A 20,463-nucleotide genomic window follows, 5' to 3' on the forward strand; every position below is an offset into this window, starting at 1 on the left:
AATCGAGGTGTGTGTTAGCGATGAATGACGATGTGCGTTTGCAAGCTTTATCCGAATTTCTGAAAACGCATCGGGCGAAGCTGCAGCCAAGCGCGGCCGGATTGCCGGGCGGGGGACGAAGACGAACTCCGGGCTTGCGGCGGGAGGAAGTGGCCCAAATCGCAGGCGTCAGCACGACATGGTATACATGGCTCGAGCAAGGAAGGGATATTACCGTTTCCACTCAAGTGCTCGACCGGATTGCTTTTGCATTGCAATTGAACGAGGACGAGCGGAAATATTTGTTTATGCTGGCGCTCGAACAAACCGCTCCGTCCGCCAAAGATGAAGAGCCTCCGAACATCAGTCCGGCCATCGGCCTTATTCTCGGCGAGCTGCGCCATTACCCGGCGATCGTATCCGACAGGCGATGCAACGTTGTCGGGTGGAATCAAGCGGCCGCCGCGGTATTTATGGATTTCGAACGGGTGCCCCCGGAGGAACGGAACATTATTTGGCTGTTGTTTACCCGGAAAGAATTGAAGGCGCTGGCTGTCAATTGGAATGACTTCGTCCGCGGGTTTCTGGCCATATTCCGTTCGTATTACGGTCAATATGTCGGGGACTCCTGGTACAATGAGTTTATCGAACGAATCAGTCGAACGAATGCCGAGTTTCGCGATTTTTGGGTTCATAACGATGTCAGCTCGGCCCCCGAGTTTTCGATCGAATTCCGGCATGCCAAAGCCGGCAAGATGCTGTTCGATTTAACGTCATTGCAGGTGCAAGGCCGAACCGATTTGCGCTGCAGCGTCTATACCCCGTCCGCGGGTTCGGACACGGAAGCGAAAATGCGCCAGCTTATGCGCAAGCTTGGGCAGCCGCAAGAGATGTGACCCATAGGAGCGGCTCTATGATATCAAACCGGCTTCCCGCAAAAAATGGCGTACGATCGTTTCCTGGAATTGAACCCGCAGCGAAAGCGGCAAATTCCAGGACGTTTCGACGGTGACGGCTTTGGCGCGCAATAGACGGGCGGCGCTCGTACGGGAAGAGCCGGGCAAACTGCGCAGCCGGACGGTAAATTGACGGGAGCTCCGTTTAATCGACCGGTTCATTCGCTTGGCGATGCGCCGCACGACAGGCAACGATGCATTACGCGAATTCGTAATGAGCGATTGGCCGAGCACTTTCGGATCGACACGGGAAAACCCGTTCGCTTCGTGCAAGTCGAGAACCCACTCGGGACGATGCTTTTTCGCTAAACGAACTAAGGCGGCGGAAAGCGGATGACGGGCCCGGTCCTTCGGATGCCGCGGAAATGTCCGGTTTATATCGGGAACGCCGCGGATTCGCTTGCGAGACGCTTGCCGATTGACAATAGGCACAATAATTAACGTTCCTCGCTGCAATGCAAGCGAATGGCGCATCAACGACTGCGCAATATTGCCCGCCGCCCGCATGCCGGCGATTTCATTGCCGTGAATGCCGGCTGTGATGAGACATGCAGGTCCTTTCCGATCGCTGCGCGCGATATAATATGCCGTTTTGTATGAAGTACCGGCAGCCAATTGATATTGATTTACCCGCATTACGATTCACCTCGCTTGACGTTATTAACAAATAAATCATGATTTAGCGCATGAGCGATGCGACATTTATGATATATGCCGAGATTGCGCTGCTGGTGTCAGAGCGCTCATGGGCGGAATGGAACGACGGACGGGAAAGTATACTTATGGTAGCACGAAAAAAAAGGAAAAAAGGCGGAGGAGCGATCGAAATGCAGAACGTTACTTTGAAAGTGCAAGGCATGTCATGCGGCCATTGCGTTCATTCCGTAGAAAAGGCGTTGGAACGGATCGGTGTTTCCGGCAAAGCGGATTTGGCGGCCGGCACCGTGCATGTGCGGTATGACGAAGCCGAAGTCAATTTGAATGCGATAAGAGAAGCGATCGAGGAGCAAGGTTACGACGTCGTATAACAACCCCGGCGGATGTGATTCGAAATAAAAGGACGGCCATGTGGAAGCCGTCCTTTTTTTGCGTGGCGAAAATGTATAAAGCATACCTGCGATAACAATAATAACCAAGAAATCATGATGATTCGACAACGGTGGTGCGAAATGACCTTATTTACCCGGTTTATTCAATCGTTATATAAGAAATCCCTAAAGTATAAGGGTTCGCAGGAAAATCTAACGAAGCAAGCGAATGCCAAACCTTCCCTTCGGCATACGCTGCAAGAATTTGCGGATTGTGCGGATCTCAATCAACGAACCTATCCGGAGCTTGACGTGGTCACGGTTTTTTTCGGTCATTTGGTTGACGACGAGAAGTTGAACCGCGATGTAGTCACTCCGCTTTCGCAAGCGACTCCCGCCAACATCTCTAAGTTGTTCAAGCAAACCCAATTCAAGTATGTGAACGACTCGAAAGTCTTGGTAAACGGCATTTTATCCGGAAGCGTCGCCATCTTTCACGGCAATGCTTCCTATTTGATCGATGTATACGGCCCGGTCGCGCGCTCGATCGCCCAATCGGAAACGGAAACCGTTATTACCGGCCCGCATGACGCTTTCACCGAGCAAGCGGGATCGAATCTATCGTTAATCCGCGCCCGGTTAAAAAGCTCCCATCTCAAAATCGTAAAGCTTAATGTAGGGGAAATCACAAAAACAGAAACATATGTTTTATATATTCAAGATATTGTCAACATGGACTATGTGCAAGAATTGATTAACAGAATTAAAAATATCGAGACCGACGCCATTTACGATGCAAATATGTTGATTCAAATTATCGACGACAATCCGAACTCCATTTTTCCGCAATTTATAACGACGGAACGTCCCGATGCGGCCGTATCCAAGCTGGCGGACGGCAAAGTGCTTTGCATTATAGACGGCAGCCCTTCGGTCGTTAGCGTACCGACTTCCTTTTTCGAATTTTTTACTTCATCGGACGATTATTACCAACGGTGGGCCATTGGCAGCGCCACCCGTTTCTTGCGATTTATCGCGTTTGTCATCACGATTACGTTCACGGCGGTCTATGTATCCATTACGACATTCCATTATGAGATGATCCCGGAAAATTTGCTGCTTTCGTTAACCGAATCAAGAAGCAAGGTGCCGTTTCCGCCTCTGTACGAGGCGCTGCTCATGGAAACGACGATTGAACTTTTAAGGGAAGCGGGCGCGCGCCTGCCGACCAAAATCGGCCAAACGATCGGTATCGTCGGCGGGATCGTCATCGGTTCTTCGGCCGTGCAGGCGGGCTTTACAAGCAATATTTTGGTCATCGCCGTCGCATCCTCCGCGATCGCTTCTTTCGTCATTCCAAGCTATGTGATGAGCGCATCGATTCGATTTGTTCGTTTCGGCTTAATCATTTTGGCAGGAGTACTCGGGAATTTCGGGCTCGCGGTCGGGATTGCCGCGGTCGCCATCCATCTTAGCGGATTGACAAGCTTAGGCACATCGTACGTTACACCGGTCGCGCCGTTTCAAATAACCGATTGGAAAGACATTTTTATACGGGCGCCGTTTTGGTTTATCCGAAAAAGACCGACACAAAGCAAATCGCGCAATGAGGTGCGAAACAAAATGCGGAAATAGGTGGTTTCTCCGTGCAAGAGAAGTTGAGATCCATGCGACGATTTTAATCTACATGTTTCAATCGGGCATCGCGGTATTGCGATTGCCGCGGGTCGCGGCGCAATACTTTGGGACGAACGGTTGGATTGCGGTCATCATCGTTTCGCTCATCGTGACCTTCAACATCATGCTTATCGGCCTTGTTTATCGGCTCGGCCAGGGAAGATCGGTATTCGACATCGTGGAACAATCCATACCGAAATTTTTGGCCTTTCCCGTTTATATTGCGCTTGCTATCGTATGGGCTCTAATCGGATGTTTGGTTTCCAAAGAATATGTGCTTATTTTTCAAATGTTCTCTTTTCCGACGTCGCCCCCCATGGCGTTGAAACTGTTGATGGATATCCTCGTCATCATGTTGATCAGCAAAGGGCTGTATGTCATCGCCAAGGCGGGAACGATCTTCTTTTGGCTTATTATTTGGATGATGGTGCTGTTCTTTTTCTTCGTAGGCGACATGGAATGGGCGCGGTACACCCCGTTTATTTTTAAAGACGGGGGGAATATGATTCAAGGAGTGATTAGTCTTTTTGGCGCCTTTCTTGGGTATGAGCTTAGCCTGTTTTTATTTCCATATGCGGACAAGAGGACGAAATTGATGAAGGCGGTTTTTATCGGCAACGTCATCGCAACCATCGTTTACTTGGTAACTTGCATCGTTTCTTTCGGGTTTTACAGTCTTGATCAACTGAAATTGATCCTTTACCCCGTTATCGATTTGATGTCTTATATTAAGTTTCCGTTTGTGCAGCGCGTGGAAAATCTATTGTACGGATTTTTTATGTTCACGACATTGTTCTCAACCGTGATGTACGTTTGGGCGGCGAAAGAAGCGCTCTTTCGCATATTCAAAAGAGCGAAGCCGGGCGTAATCGAGTTCTGCATATTGGCGGTTGCGTACTTCATCGCTTTTATTCCGGATGTGATCGGCGAAGTACGCGAGTGGCTAAGGACGCTCGCATTTCTAGAAATCGGAATCGCATTCGGATTGCCGATCATTCTTATTTTGATCTTGCTTCTTCAACGTATGAAAGGCGGTATGGCTCGTGGCTAGAAACCGGATTATCCTTGCATTGTTCGCGGCGGTGACGATTTTGTCGGGATGCGGCGACCAACGGGTTTTGGAGCGATTGGGATTTATCGAGACGCAAAGTTTCGACTTGCTGCCGAACGGACTATTGCACATCGCCAGCAGCATCCCGATTGCCGATCCGGATGTGAAGATTGGCAGAAAATTGTTGACCACCGAAGCGAAGAGCAGCAAAGAAGCCAAAATCGAATTTTCCAGAAAAACCAGTCTAACATTGGTAAGCGGGCAACTGCGAAATATATTGTACGGGATGAGCTTAGCCCAAAGGGGTCTGATGGAAGAATTCGATACGTTCGGCAGGGATCCCGCGATTTCGCCGCAAGTCAAAATTTCGGTCGTTAATGGAAGCGCGGTCAGCTTGCTGGAGAAGAATTTCAGACAGCATCCGCGCACGGATAAATATATCGACCGATTGTTGATGAAAGAAGCGAAGGAGCATTCGATCCCGAAAGTGACGCTATACGAATTTTTCCGCGATTATTTCGACGACGGCATCGATCCGGTCGCTCCGGTGATCAAGGAGGAGAAGGAAAATATCGTCATAGACGGAATCGGATTGTTTAAGGGGGCAAAATACATAAACAAAATTCAACCCCAGGATTCGCTTGTTTTCGGTTTTCTTCGGGGGAATTTCAGGCATGGGTCAATTAGCGTGGATCTCGGAGGAGATGAAGGGAGACGCGAATCGGTCATGTTCAATTCCTTGAACTCGAAGCGAAACGTGAAGGTTCGCAAGCAAGGGACGAGGATCGAGGAAGTAGCCGTCAATGTGGTCGTAAAGGGCTCCGTGCTCGAGTACATCGGACCGGGGAGATTGGATGAAGAAAAGGTTCGAATCGAACTGGAGAATAAAATTTCCGAACATATTTCCGGCAAAGCCAATCAAATGATGAAATTTATGCAGAAAAACGAGGTTGATAGCGTAGGAATCGGCAAATACGTCAGAAACAGCATGACCTATGAACAATGGAAAGGGATGGATTGGGGCCAAGAGTTTCCGAACATCAGAGTGAAATGCAATATCCGCTTTAAAATTAAAGATAGCGGAAGAGCCGCGTAAATCAACGAAGCATATGTTCTCTGTCCGGCTTGTATCGGTTTAAGTCGAACGAATGCCGGCCGGCAGCTTTCATCGCGCTGCCGGCCGGCATTCGTTCGTTACGGTAAAGTCAGTTCTTTCATTCCGCCCATATATTTGCGCAACGCTTGCGGAATATGAATCGAACCGTCCTGCCGTTGGTGGACTTCCAGCAGCGGGATCAAAATGCGCGGCGTGGCCACCGCCGTATTGTTCAATGTGTGGCAAAAGCGGAGCTCGCCGTTCTCGTCGCGATACTTGATGTTCGACCTGCGAGCTTGGAAATCGTGCAAGTTCGACGACGAATGCGTCTCGCCGTAAGCTTGGCGGCTAGGCATCCACGTTTCGATATCATACTGCTTGTATGTTTTCTGCGACATGTCGCCGGTACATACCGCGACAACCCGGTAAGGCAGCTCCAACAATTGAAGCAAATCTTCCGCGTTCTGCGTGATTTGCTGCAGCAATCGTTCCGATAGCTCCGGATCGTTCGCGCATACAATCACTTGCTCTACCTTCGCAAACTGATGAACGCGATACAGCCCGCGCACGTCCTTGCCGGCCGAGCCGATCTCCCTGCGGAAACAGTTGGAAACGGCCGCAAGCTTCATGGGGTGGCGCACATCTACAACCTCGTTGCCGTAATACGAGATGAGCGGCACTTCCGACGTTCCGACAAGCCATTTGCGGTCGGCGGCGAGCTCGAACGTTTGATCTTGGCCCAATGGGAAGAAGCCGGCGTTCGTCAGCGCGTCTTCGCGAACGAGCAGCGGCACTTCCATCGCCGTAAATCCCCGGCTTGCCAGCAAATCAAGCGCTAGCTGCTGCACCGCTCGATGCAGGCTGAATCCGCTGCCGACGAGAAAGTAATTTCTCGCTCCCGCCACTTTCACCCCGCGCGCGATATCGACGATTCCGTGCATTTCGCCGAGCGCCGCATGATCCTTCGGTTCGAAATCAAAGCATGGGGGAGAGCCGACCGTTCTTACGACGACATTGTCGGCATCCGAACGGCCGACCGGCGTGTCCGGCGAGACGCAGTTCGGAACAAGCAGCATGAGCCGTCTATAGTGCCTTTCGGCTTCCGCCAGCAGCGAAGAAAGTTCCTCCAGCCGGCGGTTGTTTTCCTTCGCACGCTCTTTGATCTCCGCCGCCGCATCGCGTTTCCCTTCTCGAATCAATCCGCTTATTTGCTGCGACAGATCGTTTCTGGCATTCCGCAACGTTTCGGCTTCTTGCAGAAGCCGCCGTCTTTGTTCGTCCCAGGCGATTAAATCGGGGATGGACACGTCGATCCCTTTCCAATCGGCAACCTCCTGAATCGTTTCTTGATGTTGGCGAATCCATTTGATGTCTAGCATGTACACCGCGCTCCTTTTCGTCGAAAATACAAAAAACGCCCTCATCTTTTGGGACGAGGGGCGTTTCGCTCGCGGTGCCACCCAATTTGTCCGAGCGCCGATCGCGGCGGGCTCGAACCGCTTGGTCCGCGATAACGGGCGGGTCCGGTTTATTTAGGGAATACGCGTACAGGTATTCTTGTCATAAACGCCTCCGAGTTGGATGCTCTTCATCGGCATAATTGCGGTCTGAAATTAATTATTACAGAGTATAGCGGAAAAGGGAACGGAATGCAAGGTTTCGGCAAAGCGACGGACCGCTGTCGAATTTTTGCTGTCCTATTCCCATCATATTATCAGGAATTCGGGGATCGTTTATAATGGAGTCAAGAGGAGGGACTGCCGAAATGGAAGACGCTATTTTTTATTCCGTGTATCTATCCCGATCGTCGTGCCATGCCATCGCATTATCGGAAAAAATACTGCCCTGACAGGGTTTCGGGGCGGATTGCAGGTAAAGGAACAACTGCTGCATTTAGAAGGAATAATAGCTTTTTGAAGAAAGGACATGCCCGTTTTCAGTTTTAACAGGAAGCCGCATAAAAACAACTTTATAGATAATCTTAATCAAAAAGACCAATTCGATCGGTTTGTACTGCAATGAAACCGGCCGAGTTGGTCTTGTTTTTTGTTGTTGACATTGGCGAAAAAACGGAGTAAAATTTATCTCTAAAAACAATTTTTTAAAATTTTATTATATCATATAAAAAATAAAATGTCAAGTATAATTTTTGGAAAGGATGTGATGTTTTATGTTGTTACCCCGTATGCTGAATTCCATCTATGCTTCCATGCACGAACAGTACGTGGCCGATCTGCTTGAATCCAACGAAATCGCGAAGCAGTACGGCTTGCTATTAACTCCCGGGGAAATCAAAGAGATGATGTCCGTCCGAAATGAAGCGCTGCGCGCATACGGGCGGGTGGAGTTAGGAATCGAACCGACGAAAAGAATGATGGAAACGTTTTGCGCTTCTCCTTATATTAACGCTGAAAACTACGCATCTGTACTCAACGAACTGCATGAAATTTTTTATGATTTGAAAAATGAAACCGAAGACCGGGTCGGCGACGATCGACTGATTGGATGGATGAAGAATTGTTTCGACAATGAATGCGGCGGTTCTCTTGAATTGTTAAAGAGCAAGCTTGAATCGATGGCCGAACAGTTTCGCAGGGGAGAGCAACGGGAGGAGCTTGAGGATATGCTTGAAAGGGGAGAGCTTTCGTGAAACCGGAGAACCGAAACGCTGGCCGGGAACTGGCTGCGCAAGGCCATATCAACAGAGCGAATCTCAAGCAAAACCAATATACGTTGTCGCTTTTGCAGGAAGGTTTGCGTACGGGACGGCTGCTTAGCCGGGAAGTGTTTCATATTCAGAATGAATGGATGAACATATTGCAGGACTTGATCAGACGGTACACACGAGAGGAGAGCTCATCCGTTGCCGTCGAGACGGCCGAAGGATTGCTGACATCGATCATGTATGCCGTAGATGCTTACATGCTGCGTTGTGCCGATCCGGAACAAGCGATCGCCTATCTTAAAACCGCCGACGTTAGACAAATGTATGAGGGCGGCATTGATGCGGTTCGCGAATGTTTCGAAGATACGAAATTGTTGTATAAGGAAGTCGATAGAACTAAATTAGACGTCGCGGTGGAAGCTTATCGGTTGACGATCGAGGAATCGGTGCCCGTGTTTTTGCGGAAATACAGCATTATTTTCGACGCGCATCATACGATGGCAAGCATCGATTATCCTTTGGCGATCGACGATATGCGTTTGCAGGGCGTTTATTATATTCGGCAATACTTGGAGAAGTTGAACATGGAAAATCGTTTTTGCCGTCTTTTCAGCTCGCAAGACCTTCAACATATGCTGTGCAATTATGGAATCCTATGCGGTTTCGATTATCGAATCGAGCTCTTCAATCTATTTGAATTGACGCTGAACAATGCGGTATTTTCGGTTTTGTCAGGGGGGGATGCCGATCAGACGAGGATTTCCGCCTTTCAATTCGAACGGCTGGAACGCCTGTTCTTGCAATCCGACGCCGCTCGGATCGAGTCGTCGATTCGCGAAGGGATGGATCGGCTGCGCCGCGATTTGCAAATCAACGATCCTGGGCTAACCGAATATATGAATCGATGCGGAAGCGGCCTCATTCAAAGGATAGTCAACGCGAAACATCGGAATCGGTTGCAGCCGATCATTATAACGGAACAAGAAGAGAAACCGAAATCGATTCTCATTTCATTCAAAGAGGAGGATCGAATGACGGACAGCCGTTTCCGTATTCTGGTTCGGCAGGTTATGGAATGTCCGACAACCGAAGCGAAAGTTCGGCTCATTCGATCGAGCATCCATTCCCTGTATGATTATATCGATTTGCTGAATTCCGATTGTTTGTTTGGCGACGAATATGATACGCTCTTTCAAACACTGGGCGAAGCGGAGTTGGCGATTTTGGCGAAAATCGTATTTTATGAGGAATTGCGCAGCGATACGCTGGACGGTTCGTCTGCCGCGATAAAGAAAAAGACGACCGGGATCGAGTGGCAGAAACATTATATCGATTATATTCAAAGCGTCGGTCAAGACCGGATCGCCTTGATTGATAAATTGATTCGGCGGATCGACTATGAAGAAACGTCATTGTATTAAGCGGGCCATATCGAAGAAAAATTTCATTTTATTTTTAATCCTGACATCCATGATGTCAGGATTAATCCGTTATGATGTGAAGCAGATGAACCGATTCGTTCGGAAACTTGGGAGTGATGAAAGATGAGACTCGATCGTATGCTCGGCATTACGCTGGAATTGATGACGAAGAGGAGAGTGACGGCTACCGAATTGGCAGCCAGGTTTGAAGTCTCCATCCGAACGGTCTATCGCGATATTGAGCTAATTAATCAAGCGGGCATCCCCGTCGCCTCGTTCGCGGGGACGGACGGCGGATTCGAACTGATGGACGGGTTCTTCTTGACGAAGCAGCACTTCTCGGTCGACGATTTTGCGGTCATCTACAATCTATTAAAGAGCATGGAAGGAGCGGTAGGCGGCAAACTTACGACGTTAAAGAACAAGCTTGGCAGCTTGCATCCGGCTCTCGCGAATGGAGGATGCGACGATAAGCTCATATTCGATATGAGCGCTTCGGAAGGCGAGAGGGCGATCATTCATCCGCTCTATAATGCGATCCATCAATCGAAACGGGTAGCTTTTTCCTACACCGGCGCGTCCGGCACGGTCTCGGAAAGACGGGTGGAGCCCGTCCGCCTATATTGGGAACGCGGAGTGTGGTATTTGGAGGGGTATTGCCTGCTGCGCCATGGGATCAGGTTTTTCCGGATAACGAGAATGACGAAATTCCACGTTTCCGAAGAAGTTTTTCAACCGAGGGAAGCTTCGACGGAGACGCCGCCGGAAACGACGGATGGCATGCAAGTTCATCTCCGATTTGATCTGAACGCGCAGCCGCGCGTATTTGAGCAATTTCCGGGAGAGTGCGTTCATCAAGGCACCCATATCGATGTCCATACGACCTGCTATTCCACAGAGTACGCGCTTTCGATCGTTTTAAGCTACGGATCCAAGGCGGTCATCGTCTCTCCCGACGAACTGAAACGCGCTTTCATCGATGAATTGAAAGAAATGCAAAAACGGTATGTACAAAACGATGGGGAGGAAAAATGAAATGGCCATTTTAGTAACAGGTGCGACAGGAACGGTTGGAAGACATGTAGTTAGCGGGCTTGTGCAAAAAGGGAAGCAAGTGAGAGCGGTATCGCGCAACCCTGAAAATGCCGGTTTGCCGGAGGGCGTTGAAGTGACGAAGGGAGATCTTGCTGCCCCGGAATCGCTGCGCGCCGCATTGCAAGGGGTGACAGCTCTCTATCTAATTATGTCCAGCGATAACGCGCATACGGCATTGCAAACCGACCCGAAAGTGATCGAAATCGCGAAAGAAGCGGGAGTACGACGAGTTGTGATATTGATGGACTATGAAGGCAACCCGGTTGAACAAATCGTGAAAGACAGCGGCATGCAGTGGACGCTGCTGAAGCCAGTAGAATTCATGGCGAATGCGCTTGTCGATTGGCAACCGTCCATCCGCGCGGAAGGAATCGTCCGCGAACCTTTTGGCTATGCCCTTAGCGCCAGAGTGCATGAAGCGGATATTGCCGCGGTCGCGGTGGAAGCATTGACGGAAGACGGACATCATGAAGAAAGCTATTATTTGACGGGACCGGAAGCTTTATCCCGCGTTGATGCGGTGAACAAAATTGCCGCGGCGATCGGGAAAGAGATCCGATTCGTCGAATTGACGGAGGAGCAAGCGCGGCAAGGATGGAAGGATCAAGGATACGGAGAGGAGGATATCGAGTTTTTCGTTCAAATGGGCAAAAATCCGCCTGAAGTGGGGTATACGGTATTGCCGACGATAGAGCTCGTAACGGGAAGACCGGCCAAAACGTTTGACGAATGGATCGCCGAGCATAAGGACGAATTTATGTGAGAAAGGACGGGCTGCCCTCGTATGCGATACGCGATTGATGTTAAAAACCTCAGAAAGTCGTTTCAAGAACATGAGGCGGTGAAAGGAATCGATCTGCAAGTGAAGCAAGGCGAGCTGTTTGCGTTGCTCGGCCCGAACGGAGCGGGGAAAACGACGACCATCCATATGCTTTCCACCCTCATCAAACCGGACGGAGGAACAGCGATCGTGGCCGGCTACGATGTGGTACAAGATGCGCACGAGGTGCGCAAGAAAATAAGCATGACCGGACAGTTCGCCGCCCTTGACCAAGGATTGTCGGGGGTTCAAAATTTGATGCTAATTGCCAGACTATACGGATACTCCAAGAAAAAAGCGCGCGCCATCGCCGAAGAGCTGATTCAAACCTTCGGACTAACGGATGCCAAGGATCGCCTCGTGGAGAAATACTCCGGAGGAATGCGGCGGCGTCTGGATATTGCCGCCAGCGTCGTGATTCAACCTGACCTCATTTTCCTGGATGAACCTACGACAGGATTGGACCCACAAAGCCGCATGCAAGTGTGGGACGTGGTCCGCTCCCTCTTGAAGCGGGGGACGACGGTGCTGCTTACGACCCAATATTTGGAGGAAGCCGATCGGTTGGCGGATCGAATCGCCGTCATTCATCAAGGGACGATCATTGCGCAAGGGACGCCGAATCAGTTGAAAGCTTCGATCGGCGGCAAAATGCTAACGATTCGCATGGCTGAACGGGCGGATCCGGAAGCGATAAGCAGCCTTGTGGCGAAACATCATTCCTTGATAGTCATTCGGGGCGACGACCCTCTCGTCTATAAAATCGCTGTAACGGAAGCCGCGCTTGCCAATCAGGCGATTCATACGCTGCTTGCGCATGAGGTCCCGGTCGACTACTTTTCCTTGGACGAACCGAGTCTGGACGAAGTGTTTCTCACTTTGACCGAGATCCCGCCGAAGGAGGCCGTTTCATGATTGCAAGTCCGAACATTTTCTCATCGACAAGAACATTTATGTGGAGAACATGGCAAAGCGTGAAGCATAATTCGTTTGGTTTTGTCGTGGATGTTGTCATTGCTCCCGTTTTGATGCTGCTTGTTTTTACTTATTTGTTTGGCGGAGCGATTGCCGGTTCTGCTGCGGCATATCTTCCATTTTTTTTGCCAGGCATGCTTCTGCTAACGGTCGTCCCCATGACGGTCTATAGCGGAACCGCGATATGTATGGATATTTCAAAGGGGGTATACCATCGGTTTCGAACGATGCCCTTCTGGCAGCCGGCCTCTGTTATCGGGCCTTTAATCACCGACGGATTACGATATACGGTTGCCCTGCTAGTCGTATGCGGCGCAGGGATGCTCTTGGGATTTCGTCCGGAGGGAGGGACGATCGGAGTCGTTACGGCCATCTTATATATGATTCTATTCTCGTTTAGCGTAAGCTGGATCTTTTCCTTGATCGGCGTGCTGGCCAAACGGCCTGAAACGGTATCCGGAACGAGCATGATTTTCGTTTATCCTCTTCTTTTTGCCAGCAATATTCTGGTGGATTCCGCAACGATGCCGAAATGGGTCGGTCTGGTCGTAGAATTCAATCCGATCAGTATCGCGGCCTCTACCGTAAGAGGCCTGATGAGCGGCACGGCCGACGCTGCCGTCATTGCGGCGGGAATCGGCGTATGCCTGCTATTGCTCGTCATCTTCGCTCCGCTCGCTTTATATTTCTATATGACAAAGAATAATCGTTAAGCGCCTTGGATGGCAAGCAGACCAATGGCGTTGCATTGAGAAATGGCTATCCGGACCGTACGACCGTTATTTTGCGTCAAAACCGCTAATTCGCTGTTTCGGCGGACATTGGTTCCGTTATCCGTTCATCGCAGGGCTTATTTTTACGCTTTTGCCGCGAATAAAGGATCGTCTGTCCGCAAACTGGCCGCAATCGGGTCGTTTGTCACAATTAGCGTCTCCTGTGTCCGCGAACTTGGGGAGCAGGGCGGTAGAAGTTAATGCAACGACAGTGCAAGCAGACAAACAAGCTGACATGAATTCATGGCGGCTTGTTTTCATTTTTAAATGGTATAATATAAAATTTTAGTAGAAAAAAGGTAAGGATTCGGTGCGTTCAAAATACGTTCAGTAATGGTAGTCATAATTAATTTTCGAAGTAAGGAGGCAATTTGATATAATGAAACTAATCTAGTTATTGATGAATGGAGAAATCGCGATGAAGAAAAAATGGGATCAATTATAACCGGTTTGCAGCGCCTGCAGCTCGCATAACGCTCGCGGCCCGCCTCCTGGATAGACGTCCTTGCCCTTTATATGAAAACGAATAAGGAGGCTCCCGATATGAGAAGCGAGCAAGAAATGATGGAACTTATTCTAAACGCCGCCAGGACGGATGAGCGAATCCGCATCGTCATCATGAACGGTTCCCGGGCCAACCCGAACGCGGAGAAAGATTGTTTCCAAGATTACGATATCGTGTATGTCGTGAACGATATCGCGTCCTTTACTTCGGATCACCGCTTCATCGATCGTTTCGGCGAATTGATGATGATGCAAATGCCTGAAAGAATGAGCCTTATTCCTCCGGATGATGACGGGAAGTTCATTTACCTGATGCAGTTTGCGGACGGGAACCGCATCGACCTTACGTTGGTTCCGCTAGATCGGGCGGACGAACTCGTAAGCCGCGACAGCTTGAGCATACTTCTGCTCGACAAAGACGGGATCATCGAGCCGTTTCCGCCTGCGAGCGATTCGGATTATTGGATCGAACCGCCGTCCGCCAAGCAATTTGCGGATTGCTGCAATGAATTTTGGTGGGTAAGCACCTACGCGGCCAAAGCGCTTTGGAGAGAAGAGCTTCCATATGCCAAAGCGATGCTGGAAGGGCCGATCAGAAACATGTTGATTCAAATGTTGGAATGGCATATCGGAGTCGAGACGGCATTTACGGTTAGCGCGGGCAAACATGCCAAATATTTCGAGAAATACCTTGAGGAACGGCTTTGGAAGCAATATGTCGGCACTTATTCGGACGCGAATTACGACCGTATGTGGCGATCTCTCTATGCGATGGGCGATTTGTTCCGAACCGTCGCCGTTCCGATCGCCGAGCGATTCGGTTATTCGTATCCGATCGGCGATGACGAAAGAGTAACCGCACATCTAAGGCATGTCCGCGCGTTGCCGAAGGATGCGAAGGAAATCTATGAGACCGAAGGTTATAAAGAGGTGATTCCGACGGCCGAACCGCAAGCTTGGCCCGATTGCGATGAAGATATTAAACGTTTCGTTGAAAAACTGATAGAACGGTTGAAACATGCGCTCGGCGACCGGTTAGCAGGTATATATCTTCACGGCTCGTTAGCGATGGGCAGCTACTATCGGCCCAAAAGCGACATCGACTTGATCGTGGTCGTCAAGGACCAATTGGAAGCCGAATTGGCCGGGACGGTTGCGGCCGCCATCGCAAACGAATCGGTTCACAGACCTACGGTCGGCAACGTTGAGCTAAGCGTCATTACGGCGGAAACGGCCGGACATATCCCCGTTCCCACCCCATTTGAAGTGCATTACAGTTCAAGTTGGCACGACAGGATTTTGCAGAATGAAGTAGACTACGGGAGCGAGCGGACCGACAGCGATATACTATGCCATGTAACGTATGTGGTGCAGCGCGGCATTTGCCTATACGGCCAACCGATCCCCGCCGTATTCGGTCAGGTGGAGTGGCATGATTTCATGAAAGCCGTTCTCGACGATCTGGAATGGATCCTGGAGGACGAGCACATTCTGGAAACGCCGTACTACAGCGTGCTGAACATTTGTCGCGTATTTCAATTAATTAGCGAGAACAGTCAGCAAGTGCATAGTAAAGATGAGGGCGGGGAATGGGGACTCAAGCATTTTCCGAATGAGTATCGTCAATTGATTCGGCAAGCGCTCGATATTTATCGTTCTTCGGAGGAAGTAACGGAGGAACTAAGAAAAACGGGAGGGAAAGAGTGGGATCGGGAGAAGCTGCTTTCCTTCCGCAATTACGCCCGATCCCTGTTGCAAGATTCATAGGTCCGTTCATCGCTCATCGCGTGCCGGCGCCGTTAAGAAACCGGTGCAACCCCTTCGTTGTATGGTTCTCGCGCATTCAGCAAGTGGGGGAAGGTTGGGCAGAGTAATGCCCGCGTATGATGGGAGATGATATGAGCCGGATCAAATTCGCAAGGTCGCAAGTTGCATAAAGTACAGCATATAACGGGGTTGAAAGGCAAATCGGAATGACATGTTGTACGATATACAACATTTCCGCGAATGAAAGGCTACATTCCCTTGGTTTGACCCTAAAATGTTGTATTTTTTGCAATATAGATTTAAAAATTGGATGGAAACGGACTCCAATGTTGTATTTTGTACAAAATAAGTACCACTGTCCTCAACAGTCCGAAGCAGCTTCCGCACGGGAAGCTGCTTTTTGGCATTGAGGGAGGAGAAAAGCGAAACCGGTCGGCTCGAACGGACATTCGTGAAAAAATAGCAATCGTTAAGAAATCGGCGGTTCATTCATTTGGTACAATGGAAAAATCAATCGAAACGTTTAATATGACAATAGATGGCATGAATGATCGTTATACTGAACATGTTCGATCGATATTAGATCGGTTACGCGATGACGGCACCGTATTTTCTTTCCAAGAAAAAACTTGACATCGAAAGAAATAATTGTCTATAATAGCAAACATACGTTTGTAGGAGGCGATGAAGAAACTATACGCGATGAAGGAAGGCCCGATTTGTACGGGCGGCAAGGAGCGAATGTCGGACAGTCACATAATTTCGTTATAGTTAGGATGGAGAGACATGAATACTGCAACGATCGCTCAGAATTCACAAGCGAACGATCTGGGCAATATCAAAAAATTGCCGATCTTGATTTCGCTTATTATCGGCGCCTTTTTTTCGATTTTAAACGAAACGTTATTAAATATCGCATTGCCGCAGTTGGAGATCGCGTTGAAAGTTCCCGCATCTACATTGCAGTGGCTGGCTACCGGTTATATGCTGGTCGTCGGCGTGCTGATCCCCGTCTCGGCATTGCTCGTGCAATGGTTTACGACAAGACAAATGTTTTTGGGAGCAATGATATTGTTCGCGGCAGGCACGTTGGTTTGCGGCATTGCCCCGAGCTTCCCCGTATTATTGATCGGGCGTTTGCTTCAAGCGGGCGGCGCGGGTTTGATGCTGCCGGTCATGATGAACACGATTCTGGTTCTTTATCCGCCGGAGAAACGCGGCGCGGCGATGGGCAGCATCGGGCTTGTCATTATGTTTGCGCCGGCTGTCGGTCCGACCTTGTCGGGTATGATTCTCCAGGTGGCGGAGTGGCGCTGGCTGTTTTATCTCGTACTTCCTTTCGCCGTTTTTTCGATCATTTTCTCTTATATGTTCTTGAAAAATGTAACCCCGGTCACAAAACCGAAGGTAGACGTCCTGTCCATTATTTTGTCGACAATCGGATTTGGCGGCATCGTATTCGGATTCAGCAACAAAGGGGAGGGCGAAGCGACATGGGCCAGCCCGCAAGTGTACTTGCCGCTGCTTATCGGCGGTATTTCGCTTCTGATCTTCGTTATTAAACAGATCAAATCGAAAGAACCGATGCTCGATATGCGCGTCTTCCGTTTTCCGATGTTCTCGTTAACGACGGTGCTGCTCATCATTGCGATGATGACGATGTTCTCCACGATGCTGCTGCTCCCGTTTCTAATGCAAGGGGCCTTTTTGATGACCACGTTCGCGGCAGGGCTTGTACTGCTTCCGGGCGGATTGCTGAACGGTCTCATCTCGCCGATTACCGGCCGATTGTTCGATAAGTTCGGTCCGCGCGCGCTGGTCATACCGGGAACGGTGCTGCTCATCGTCATTACATGGCTGTTTACCCGAATTTCGATGGAAACGACGACGATTACGCTGATCGTCTTGCATGTGCTGCTGATGATCGCAATCGCCATGATCATGATGCCGGCACAGACCAACGGATTGAACCAACTGCCGCCGCATTTGTACCCGCATGGAACGGCTGTGTTGAACACGTTGCAGCAAGTTTCCGGCGCGATCGGCGTAGCATTGTTCATCAGCATTATGTCTACCGGCCAACAGGCCTATATCGGGCGGCTGACTGCCGAACCGACCCCGGCGCAATTGGCGGAATCCTTGCTGGCGGGCATTCACAATTCGTTTATGGTCGGCCTCGGTTTTGCCGTGTTCGCCATGCTGCTGTCGCTGTTTATTAAGCGAACGCAAGCGCCGCAAGGGGAGAACGCTCACGCTTCCCAGCATTAATTGCGATCGATGGGAAACATGAATCGTACGCAAGGGACTGTACCCGTAATCTTATCGATTGCGAGTACAGTCCCTTTTCGTGTGTTATTTCTTCAATATATATACGGCAGGTTGGATCCCCTTAAGACTGAGACGCAACGTTTCCGCACAGGATAAGAAGTATCGTTCCGCAGCGCGGGAGAGCAGCGCTCCGTCCTCGGCAAGGAGAATGGCGCGGCCGCCTGGCTGAAGCACCCGGGACATTTCCCGCATCAGCTCGCGGTAAAGTCCGTCCAATTCGTTGCGGTCGCCGATTTGCCGTCCGAACGGAACATTGCTGACGACAATATTGACCGCGCCGCGATCCAACGGGAGATGCCGGGCGTCCCATTGCTCGATTGCGGCCGGTACCGATGCTTTGGCGACTTGCACGGCTTCCGGCGAGAGATCGCCGCCCCGGATAGATGCGGCGGGATAGGCGAGCCGTTCGCCGACAATCGAGCCGGAACCGCAGCACGGGTCGATGAACCGGTCGCCGGCGGCTGGGGAAGAGAGCCACACTAACGCATGGGCAACCGTTGGACGGAGCGCCGCAGGCGAGAACAAGCGATCTTTGCCGCGGAATCGAAAGGCAGAATCCGTTAAACGAAAAGAGAAAAGAGCTTGCTCCCCTTCCAGGTCGAGCCGGAATTCGAACGTGTGATATTCGGGAGACCCTTTCCGCCAGCGCGGATATTGTTTGGCAATTCCCCGCATGGCCGCATCCGCGGCTTCAAAGCGGCTGAACGTATGCTTGCCTTTGCGGCTTGCGTTGACGATAAAGTTGTCCGGGGCGGAATGCAGTCTTTCAACAAATGAAAGATCGGCCGCGGCACAGCTTGCTTCTAAATTCAACAGGCCCGAGCGGTGTAATCCTGCGCGAAATTGGCCGATAACCCGGTATAAATTGTCTGCCGTCCGCAAGCTCAACAATTGTTCGATGGGTAGATTGGAAACGAACAACACTTTGCCGCGCGTCATTGTTATTCGATGCGCATCTGCGATTTTACGGCGAATTTCATTCGCCAACACTTCTTCCAGACCCGGAAGCGATGTAGCCATATATTGAATACCGTTCATTTGGTTTTCCTCCAATTCAGTAAGCGGAAAACCGGTTGACGCAAAAAAAGCCATAGACGAACTAACGTTCATCTACGGCTTGCGACGCAGGAGCAGCGGGCATATGAAATAGACTGCTCTATCGTCAGGAAGCAACCGATTGACCGTATTGTGTTCATGACAGAATCGAATCCACAAATCAAGCCATGCGAATATAGACCCGGCTTATCGCCGAATCTGCTCGGGAGCGCGGATTGCGATATTTAGTTCGTTTACGATCGAACTACTGTCAAGAATACGGCCATCATCATCATTGCCTGCGTTCCTCCTATAGCTTTTCATTAAACTGATGATAAATGAAATCGGTTCAGGATGTCAAGTTCACATCCATCCGACCGGATGCCATGTTCTAAACCCGGATGGATCCGAAGACGCGAACGGTTTATCCGCTTCTCCGGCAGGATATATTAATGAAAAAAGGGAGCGATGATAAACATGAATCGTATGCCGGAGCAACGCATTCAACTGCACGGGTTTAACAATCTCACCAAATCGTTAAGCTTTAATATGTACGACATTTGCTATACGAAGACAAAAGAAGAGCGGAAAGCGTATATCGAATATATCGACGAGCAGTATAATGCCGAGAGGTTGACGAACATATTGACGAACGTATCGGAGATGATCGGGGCCCATATCGTTAATGTTGCCAAACAAGACTATATCCCGCAAGGAGCGAGCGTAACGGTGCTTGTCTCGGAAGGTCCCGTCGTCGAAGTTCCGGCCGATTCTTCGGCGCCGATGCCGGAAGCGGTCGTCATGCAATTGGATAAAAGCCATATTACGGTGCATACGTATCCGGAATACCATCCGAGCGAAGGAATCAGCACGTTTCGCGCCGATATCGACGTGTCCACTTGCGGAGAAATATCGCCGCTCAAAGCGTTGCATTATTTGATCCGGTCGTTCGATACGGATATTATGACGATGGATTATCGGGTTCGGGGATTTACGAGGGATATTAGCGGCCGTAAATTGTTCGTCGATCACGAGATCGCGTCGATCCAAAATTATATCCCCGAAGACATTATCTCCCAATTCGATATGATCGATGTCAATATTTATCAGGAACATATATTCCATACCAAGTGCAAGCTTAGAGAATTCGAACTGGACAATTATTTGTTCGGATATACGAAGGATACGTTAACGGAGGAAGAGCAGAAGGAAATGACCGAAAAGTTGATGACGGAGATGGATGAAATATTTTATGGAAAGATGCTCGATACGTAGTGGGAAAAGGGAGGCGAG

General features: G+C 49.9%; 17 protein-coding genes and 2 pseudogenes. 16 read left to right on the forward strand and 3 right to left on the reverse strand.

Features of this window, described 5'->3' with window-relative positions; all coding sequences use genetic code 11:
* Window positions 1–20 precede the first annotated feature (20 nt).
* A complete protein-coding gene (locus KQI79_RS11830; protein ID WP_216538441.1) occupies window positions 21–875 on the forward strand; it encodes a helix-turn-helix transcriptional regulator in 855 nt (284 codons plus the stop codon).
* 15 nt (window positions 876–890) lie between these two features.
* Here the strand turns inward: KQI79_RS11830 and KQI79_RS11835 are convergent, their stop codons facing one another.
* Entirely contained in the window at window positions 891–1,571 is a 681-nt protein-coding gene (locus KQI79_RS11835) for a succinylglutamate desuccinylase/aspartoacylase family protein (protein WP_216538442.1), read from the reverse strand.
* A gap of 191 nt (window positions 1,572–1,762) precedes the next feature.
* Between KQI79_RS11835 and KQI79_RS11840 the strand changes: the two genes are divergently transcribed.
* The 4 genes from KQI79_RS11840 to KQI79_RS11855 all read left to right on the forward strand — a co-directional run bounded on the left by KQI79_RS11840 (window position 1,763) and on the right by KQI79_RS11855 (window position 5,787).
* Window positions 1,763–1,963, forward strand: a complete 201-nt coding sequence (locus tag KQI79_RS11840) for a copper ion binding protein (protein ID WP_216538477.1) — start codon at window positions 1,763–1,765, stop codon at window positions 1,961–1,963.
* A 141-nt stretch (window positions 1,964–2,104) separates the two neighbouring features.
* Window positions 2,105–3,598, forward strand: a complete 1,494-nt coding sequence (locus tag KQI79_RS11845) for a spore germination protein (RefSeq protein ID WP_216538443.1) — start codon at window positions 2,105–2,107, stop codon at window positions 3,596–3,598.
* Window positions 3,570–4,691, forward strand: coding sequence for a GerAB/ArcD/ProY family transporter (locus tag KQI79_RS11850; RefSeq protein WP_216538444.1), 1,122 nt, complete (start codon window positions 3,570–3,572; stop codon window positions 4,689–4,691). The genes KQI79_RS11845 and KQI79_RS11850 overlap by 29 nt, the downstream gene beginning before the upstream one ends.
* Window positions 4,684–5,787: a Ger(x)C family spore germination protein gene (locus tag KQI79_RS11855; RefSeq protein WP_216538445.1), complete on the forward strand. Its 1,104-nt coding sequence runs from the start codon at window positions 4,684–4,686 to the stop codon at window positions 5,785–5,787. The genes KQI79_RS11850 and KQI79_RS11855 overlap by 8 nt, the downstream gene beginning before the upstream one ends.
* A gap of 98 nt (window positions 5,788–5,885) precedes the next feature.
* On the opposite strand, the gene serS is transcribed toward KQI79_RS11855, so the two are convergent.
* The gene (gene serS, locus KQI79_RS11860) at window positions 5,886–7,166 is read right to left on the reverse strand and encodes a serine--tRNA ligase (protein ID WP_216538446.1); all 1,281 of its coding nucleotides are present in this window, start codon (window positions 7,164–7,166) and stop codon (window positions 5,886–5,888) included.
* A 424-nt stretch (window positions 7,167–7,590) separates the two neighbouring features.
* On the opposite strand from serS, the pseudogene KQI79_RS27575 reads away from it, so the two are divergent.
* From KQI79_RS27575 to KQI79_RS11905, 10 genes and pseudogenes are all read left to right on the forward strand, one after another.
* Window positions 7,591–7,733, forward strand: a pseudogene (locus tag KQI79_RS27575) (MGMT family protein); the annotation flags it as partial.
* A gap of 224 nt (window positions 7,734–7,957) precedes the next feature.
* Window positions 7,958–8,437: a DUF6323 family protein gene (locus KQI79_RS11870; protein ID WP_216538447.1), complete on the forward strand. Its 480-nt coding sequence runs from the start codon at window positions 7,958–7,960 to the stop codon at window positions 8,435–8,437.
* Window positions 8,434–9,873, forward strand: a complete 1,440-nt coding sequence (locus KQI79_RS11875) for a DUF6179 domain-containing protein (RefSeq protein ID WP_216538448.1) — start codon at window positions 8,434–8,436, stop codon at window positions 9,871–9,873. The genes KQI79_RS11870 and KQI79_RS11875 overlap by 4 nt, the downstream gene beginning before the upstream one ends.
* 123 nt (window positions 9,874–9,996) lie before the next feature.
* Window positions 9,997–10,908: a helix-turn-helix transcriptional regulator gene (locus KQI79_RS11880; protein WP_216538449.1), complete on the forward strand. Its 912-nt coding sequence runs from the start codon at window positions 9,997–9,999 to the stop codon at window positions 10,906–10,908.
* Window position 10,909: 1 nt separating this feature from the next.
* The gene (locus tag KQI79_RS11885; RefSeq protein WP_216538450.1) at window positions 10,910–11,731 is read left to right on the forward strand and encodes an NAD(P)H-binding protein; all 822 of its coding nucleotides are present in this window, start codon (window positions 10,910–10,912) and stop codon (window positions 11,729–11,731) included.
* Between the two features lie 21 nt (window positions 11,732–11,752).
* Entirely contained in the window at window positions 11,753–12,703 is a 951-nt protein-coding gene (locus KQI79_RS11890) for an ATP-binding cassette domain-containing protein (protein WP_216538451.1), read from the forward strand.
* Window positions 12,700–13,476 carry an ABC transporter permease gene (locus tag KQI79_RS11895; protein WP_216538452.1) on the forward strand — a complete coding sequence of 259 codons (777 nt, stop codon included), beginning with the start codon at window positions 12,700–12,702 and terminating at the stop codon, window positions 13,474–13,476. The genes KQI79_RS11890 and KQI79_RS11895 overlap by 4 nt, the downstream gene beginning before the upstream one ends.
* Window positions 13,477–14,079: 603 nt before the next feature.
* A pseudogene (locus KQI79_RS27580) lies at window positions 14,080–14,949 on the forward strand (aminoglycoside 6-adenylyltransferase); the annotation flags it as partial.
* Between the two features lie 21 nt (window positions 14,950–14,970).
* Complete coding sequence (locus KQI79_RS27585) at window positions 14,971–15,807, forward strand: aminoglycoside adenylyltransferase domain-containing protein (RefSeq protein ID WP_367398172.1); 837 nt, start codon at window positions 14,971–14,973, stop codon at window positions 15,805–15,807.
* A gap of 786 nt (window positions 15,808–16,593) precedes the next feature.
* The gene (locus tag KQI79_RS11905) at window positions 16,594–18,075 is read left to right on the forward strand and encodes an MDR family MFS transporter (protein WP_216538454.1); all 1,482 of its coding nucleotides are present in this window, start codon (window positions 16,594–16,596) and stop codon (window positions 18,073–18,075) included.
* Window positions 18,076–18,159: 84 nt separating this feature from the next.
* Here KQI79_RS11905 and KQI79_RS11910 read toward each other — a convergent pair whose 3' ends face one another.
* Window positions 18,160–19,173: a methyltransferase domain-containing protein gene (locus KQI79_RS11910; RefSeq protein ID WP_216538455.1), complete on the reverse strand. Its 1,014-nt coding sequence runs from the start codon at window positions 19,171–19,173 to the stop codon at window positions 18,160–18,162.
* Window positions 19,174–19,647: 474 nt separating this feature from the next.
* On the opposite strand from KQI79_RS11910, the gene speD reads away from it, so the two are divergent.
* Window positions 19,648–20,445: an adenosylmethionine decarboxylase gene (gene speD / locus KQI79_RS11915; protein ID WP_216538456.1), complete on the forward strand. Its 798-nt coding sequence runs from the start codon at window positions 19,648–19,650 to the stop codon at window positions 20,443–20,445.
* Window positions 20,446–20,463: the final 18 nt, after the last annotated feature.

Source organism: Paenibacillus sp. MSJ-34 (assembly GCF_018918005.1).
Lineage (GTDB): Bacteria > Bacillota > Bacilli > Paenibacillales > Paenibacillaceae > MSJ-34.

Bases quoted from the DNA above. Each gene is read 5' to 3' on its own strand.
- KQI79_RS11830 (WP_216538441.1), top strand. From the start codon at position 21: ATGAATGACGATGTGCGTTTGCAAGCTTTATCCGAATTTCTGAAAACG.
- KQI79_RS11835 (WP_216538442.1), bottom strand. From the start codon at position 1,571: ATGCGGGTAAATCAATATCAATTGGCTGCCGGTACTTCATACAAAACG.
- KQI79_RS11840 (WP_216538477.1), top strand. From the start codon at position 1,763: ATGCAGAACGTTACTTTGAAAGTGCAAGGCATGTCATGCGGCCATTGC.
- KQI79_RS11845 (WP_216538443.1), top strand. From the start codon at position 2,105: ATGACCTTATTTACCCGGTTTATTCAATCGTTATATAAGAAATCCCTA.
- KQI79_RS11850 (WP_216538444.1), top strand. From the start codon at position 3,570: ATGAGGTGCGAAACAAAATGCGGAAATAGGTGGTTTCTCCGTGCAAGA.
- serS (WP_216538446.1), bottom strand. From the start codon at position 7,166: ATGCTAGACATCAAATGGATTCGCCAACATCAAGAAACGATTCAGGAG.
- KQI79_RS11870 (WP_216538447.1), top strand. From the start codon at position 7,958: ATGTTGTTACCCCGTATGCTGAATTCCATCTATGCTTCCATGCACGAA.
- KQI79_RS11880 (WP_216538449.1), top strand. From the start codon at position 9,997: ATGAGACTCGATCGTATGCTCGGCATTACGCTGGAATTGATGACGAAG.
- KQI79_RS11885 (WP_216538450.1), top strand. From the start codon at position 10,910: ATGGCCATTTTAGTAACAGGTGCGACAGGAACGGTTGGAAGACATGTA.
- KQI79_RS11890 (WP_216538451.1), top strand. From the start codon at position 11,753: ATGCGATACGCGATTGATGTTAAAAACCTCAGAAAGTCGTTTCAAGAA.
- KQI79_RS11895 (WP_216538452.1), top strand. From the start codon at position 12,700: ATGATTGCAAGTCCGAACATTTTCTCATCGACAAGAACATTTATGTGG.
- KQI79_RS11905 (WP_216538454.1), top strand. From the start codon at position 16,594: ATGAATACTGCAACGATCGCTCAGAATTCACAAGCGAACGATCTGGGC.
- KQI79_RS11910 (WP_216538455.1), bottom strand. From the start codon at position 19,173: ATGAACGGTATTCAATATATGGCTACATCGCTTCCGGGTCTGGAAGAA.
- speD (WP_216538456.1), top strand. From the start codon at position 19,648: ATGAATCGTATGCCGGAGCAACGCATTCAACTGCACGGGTTTAACAAT.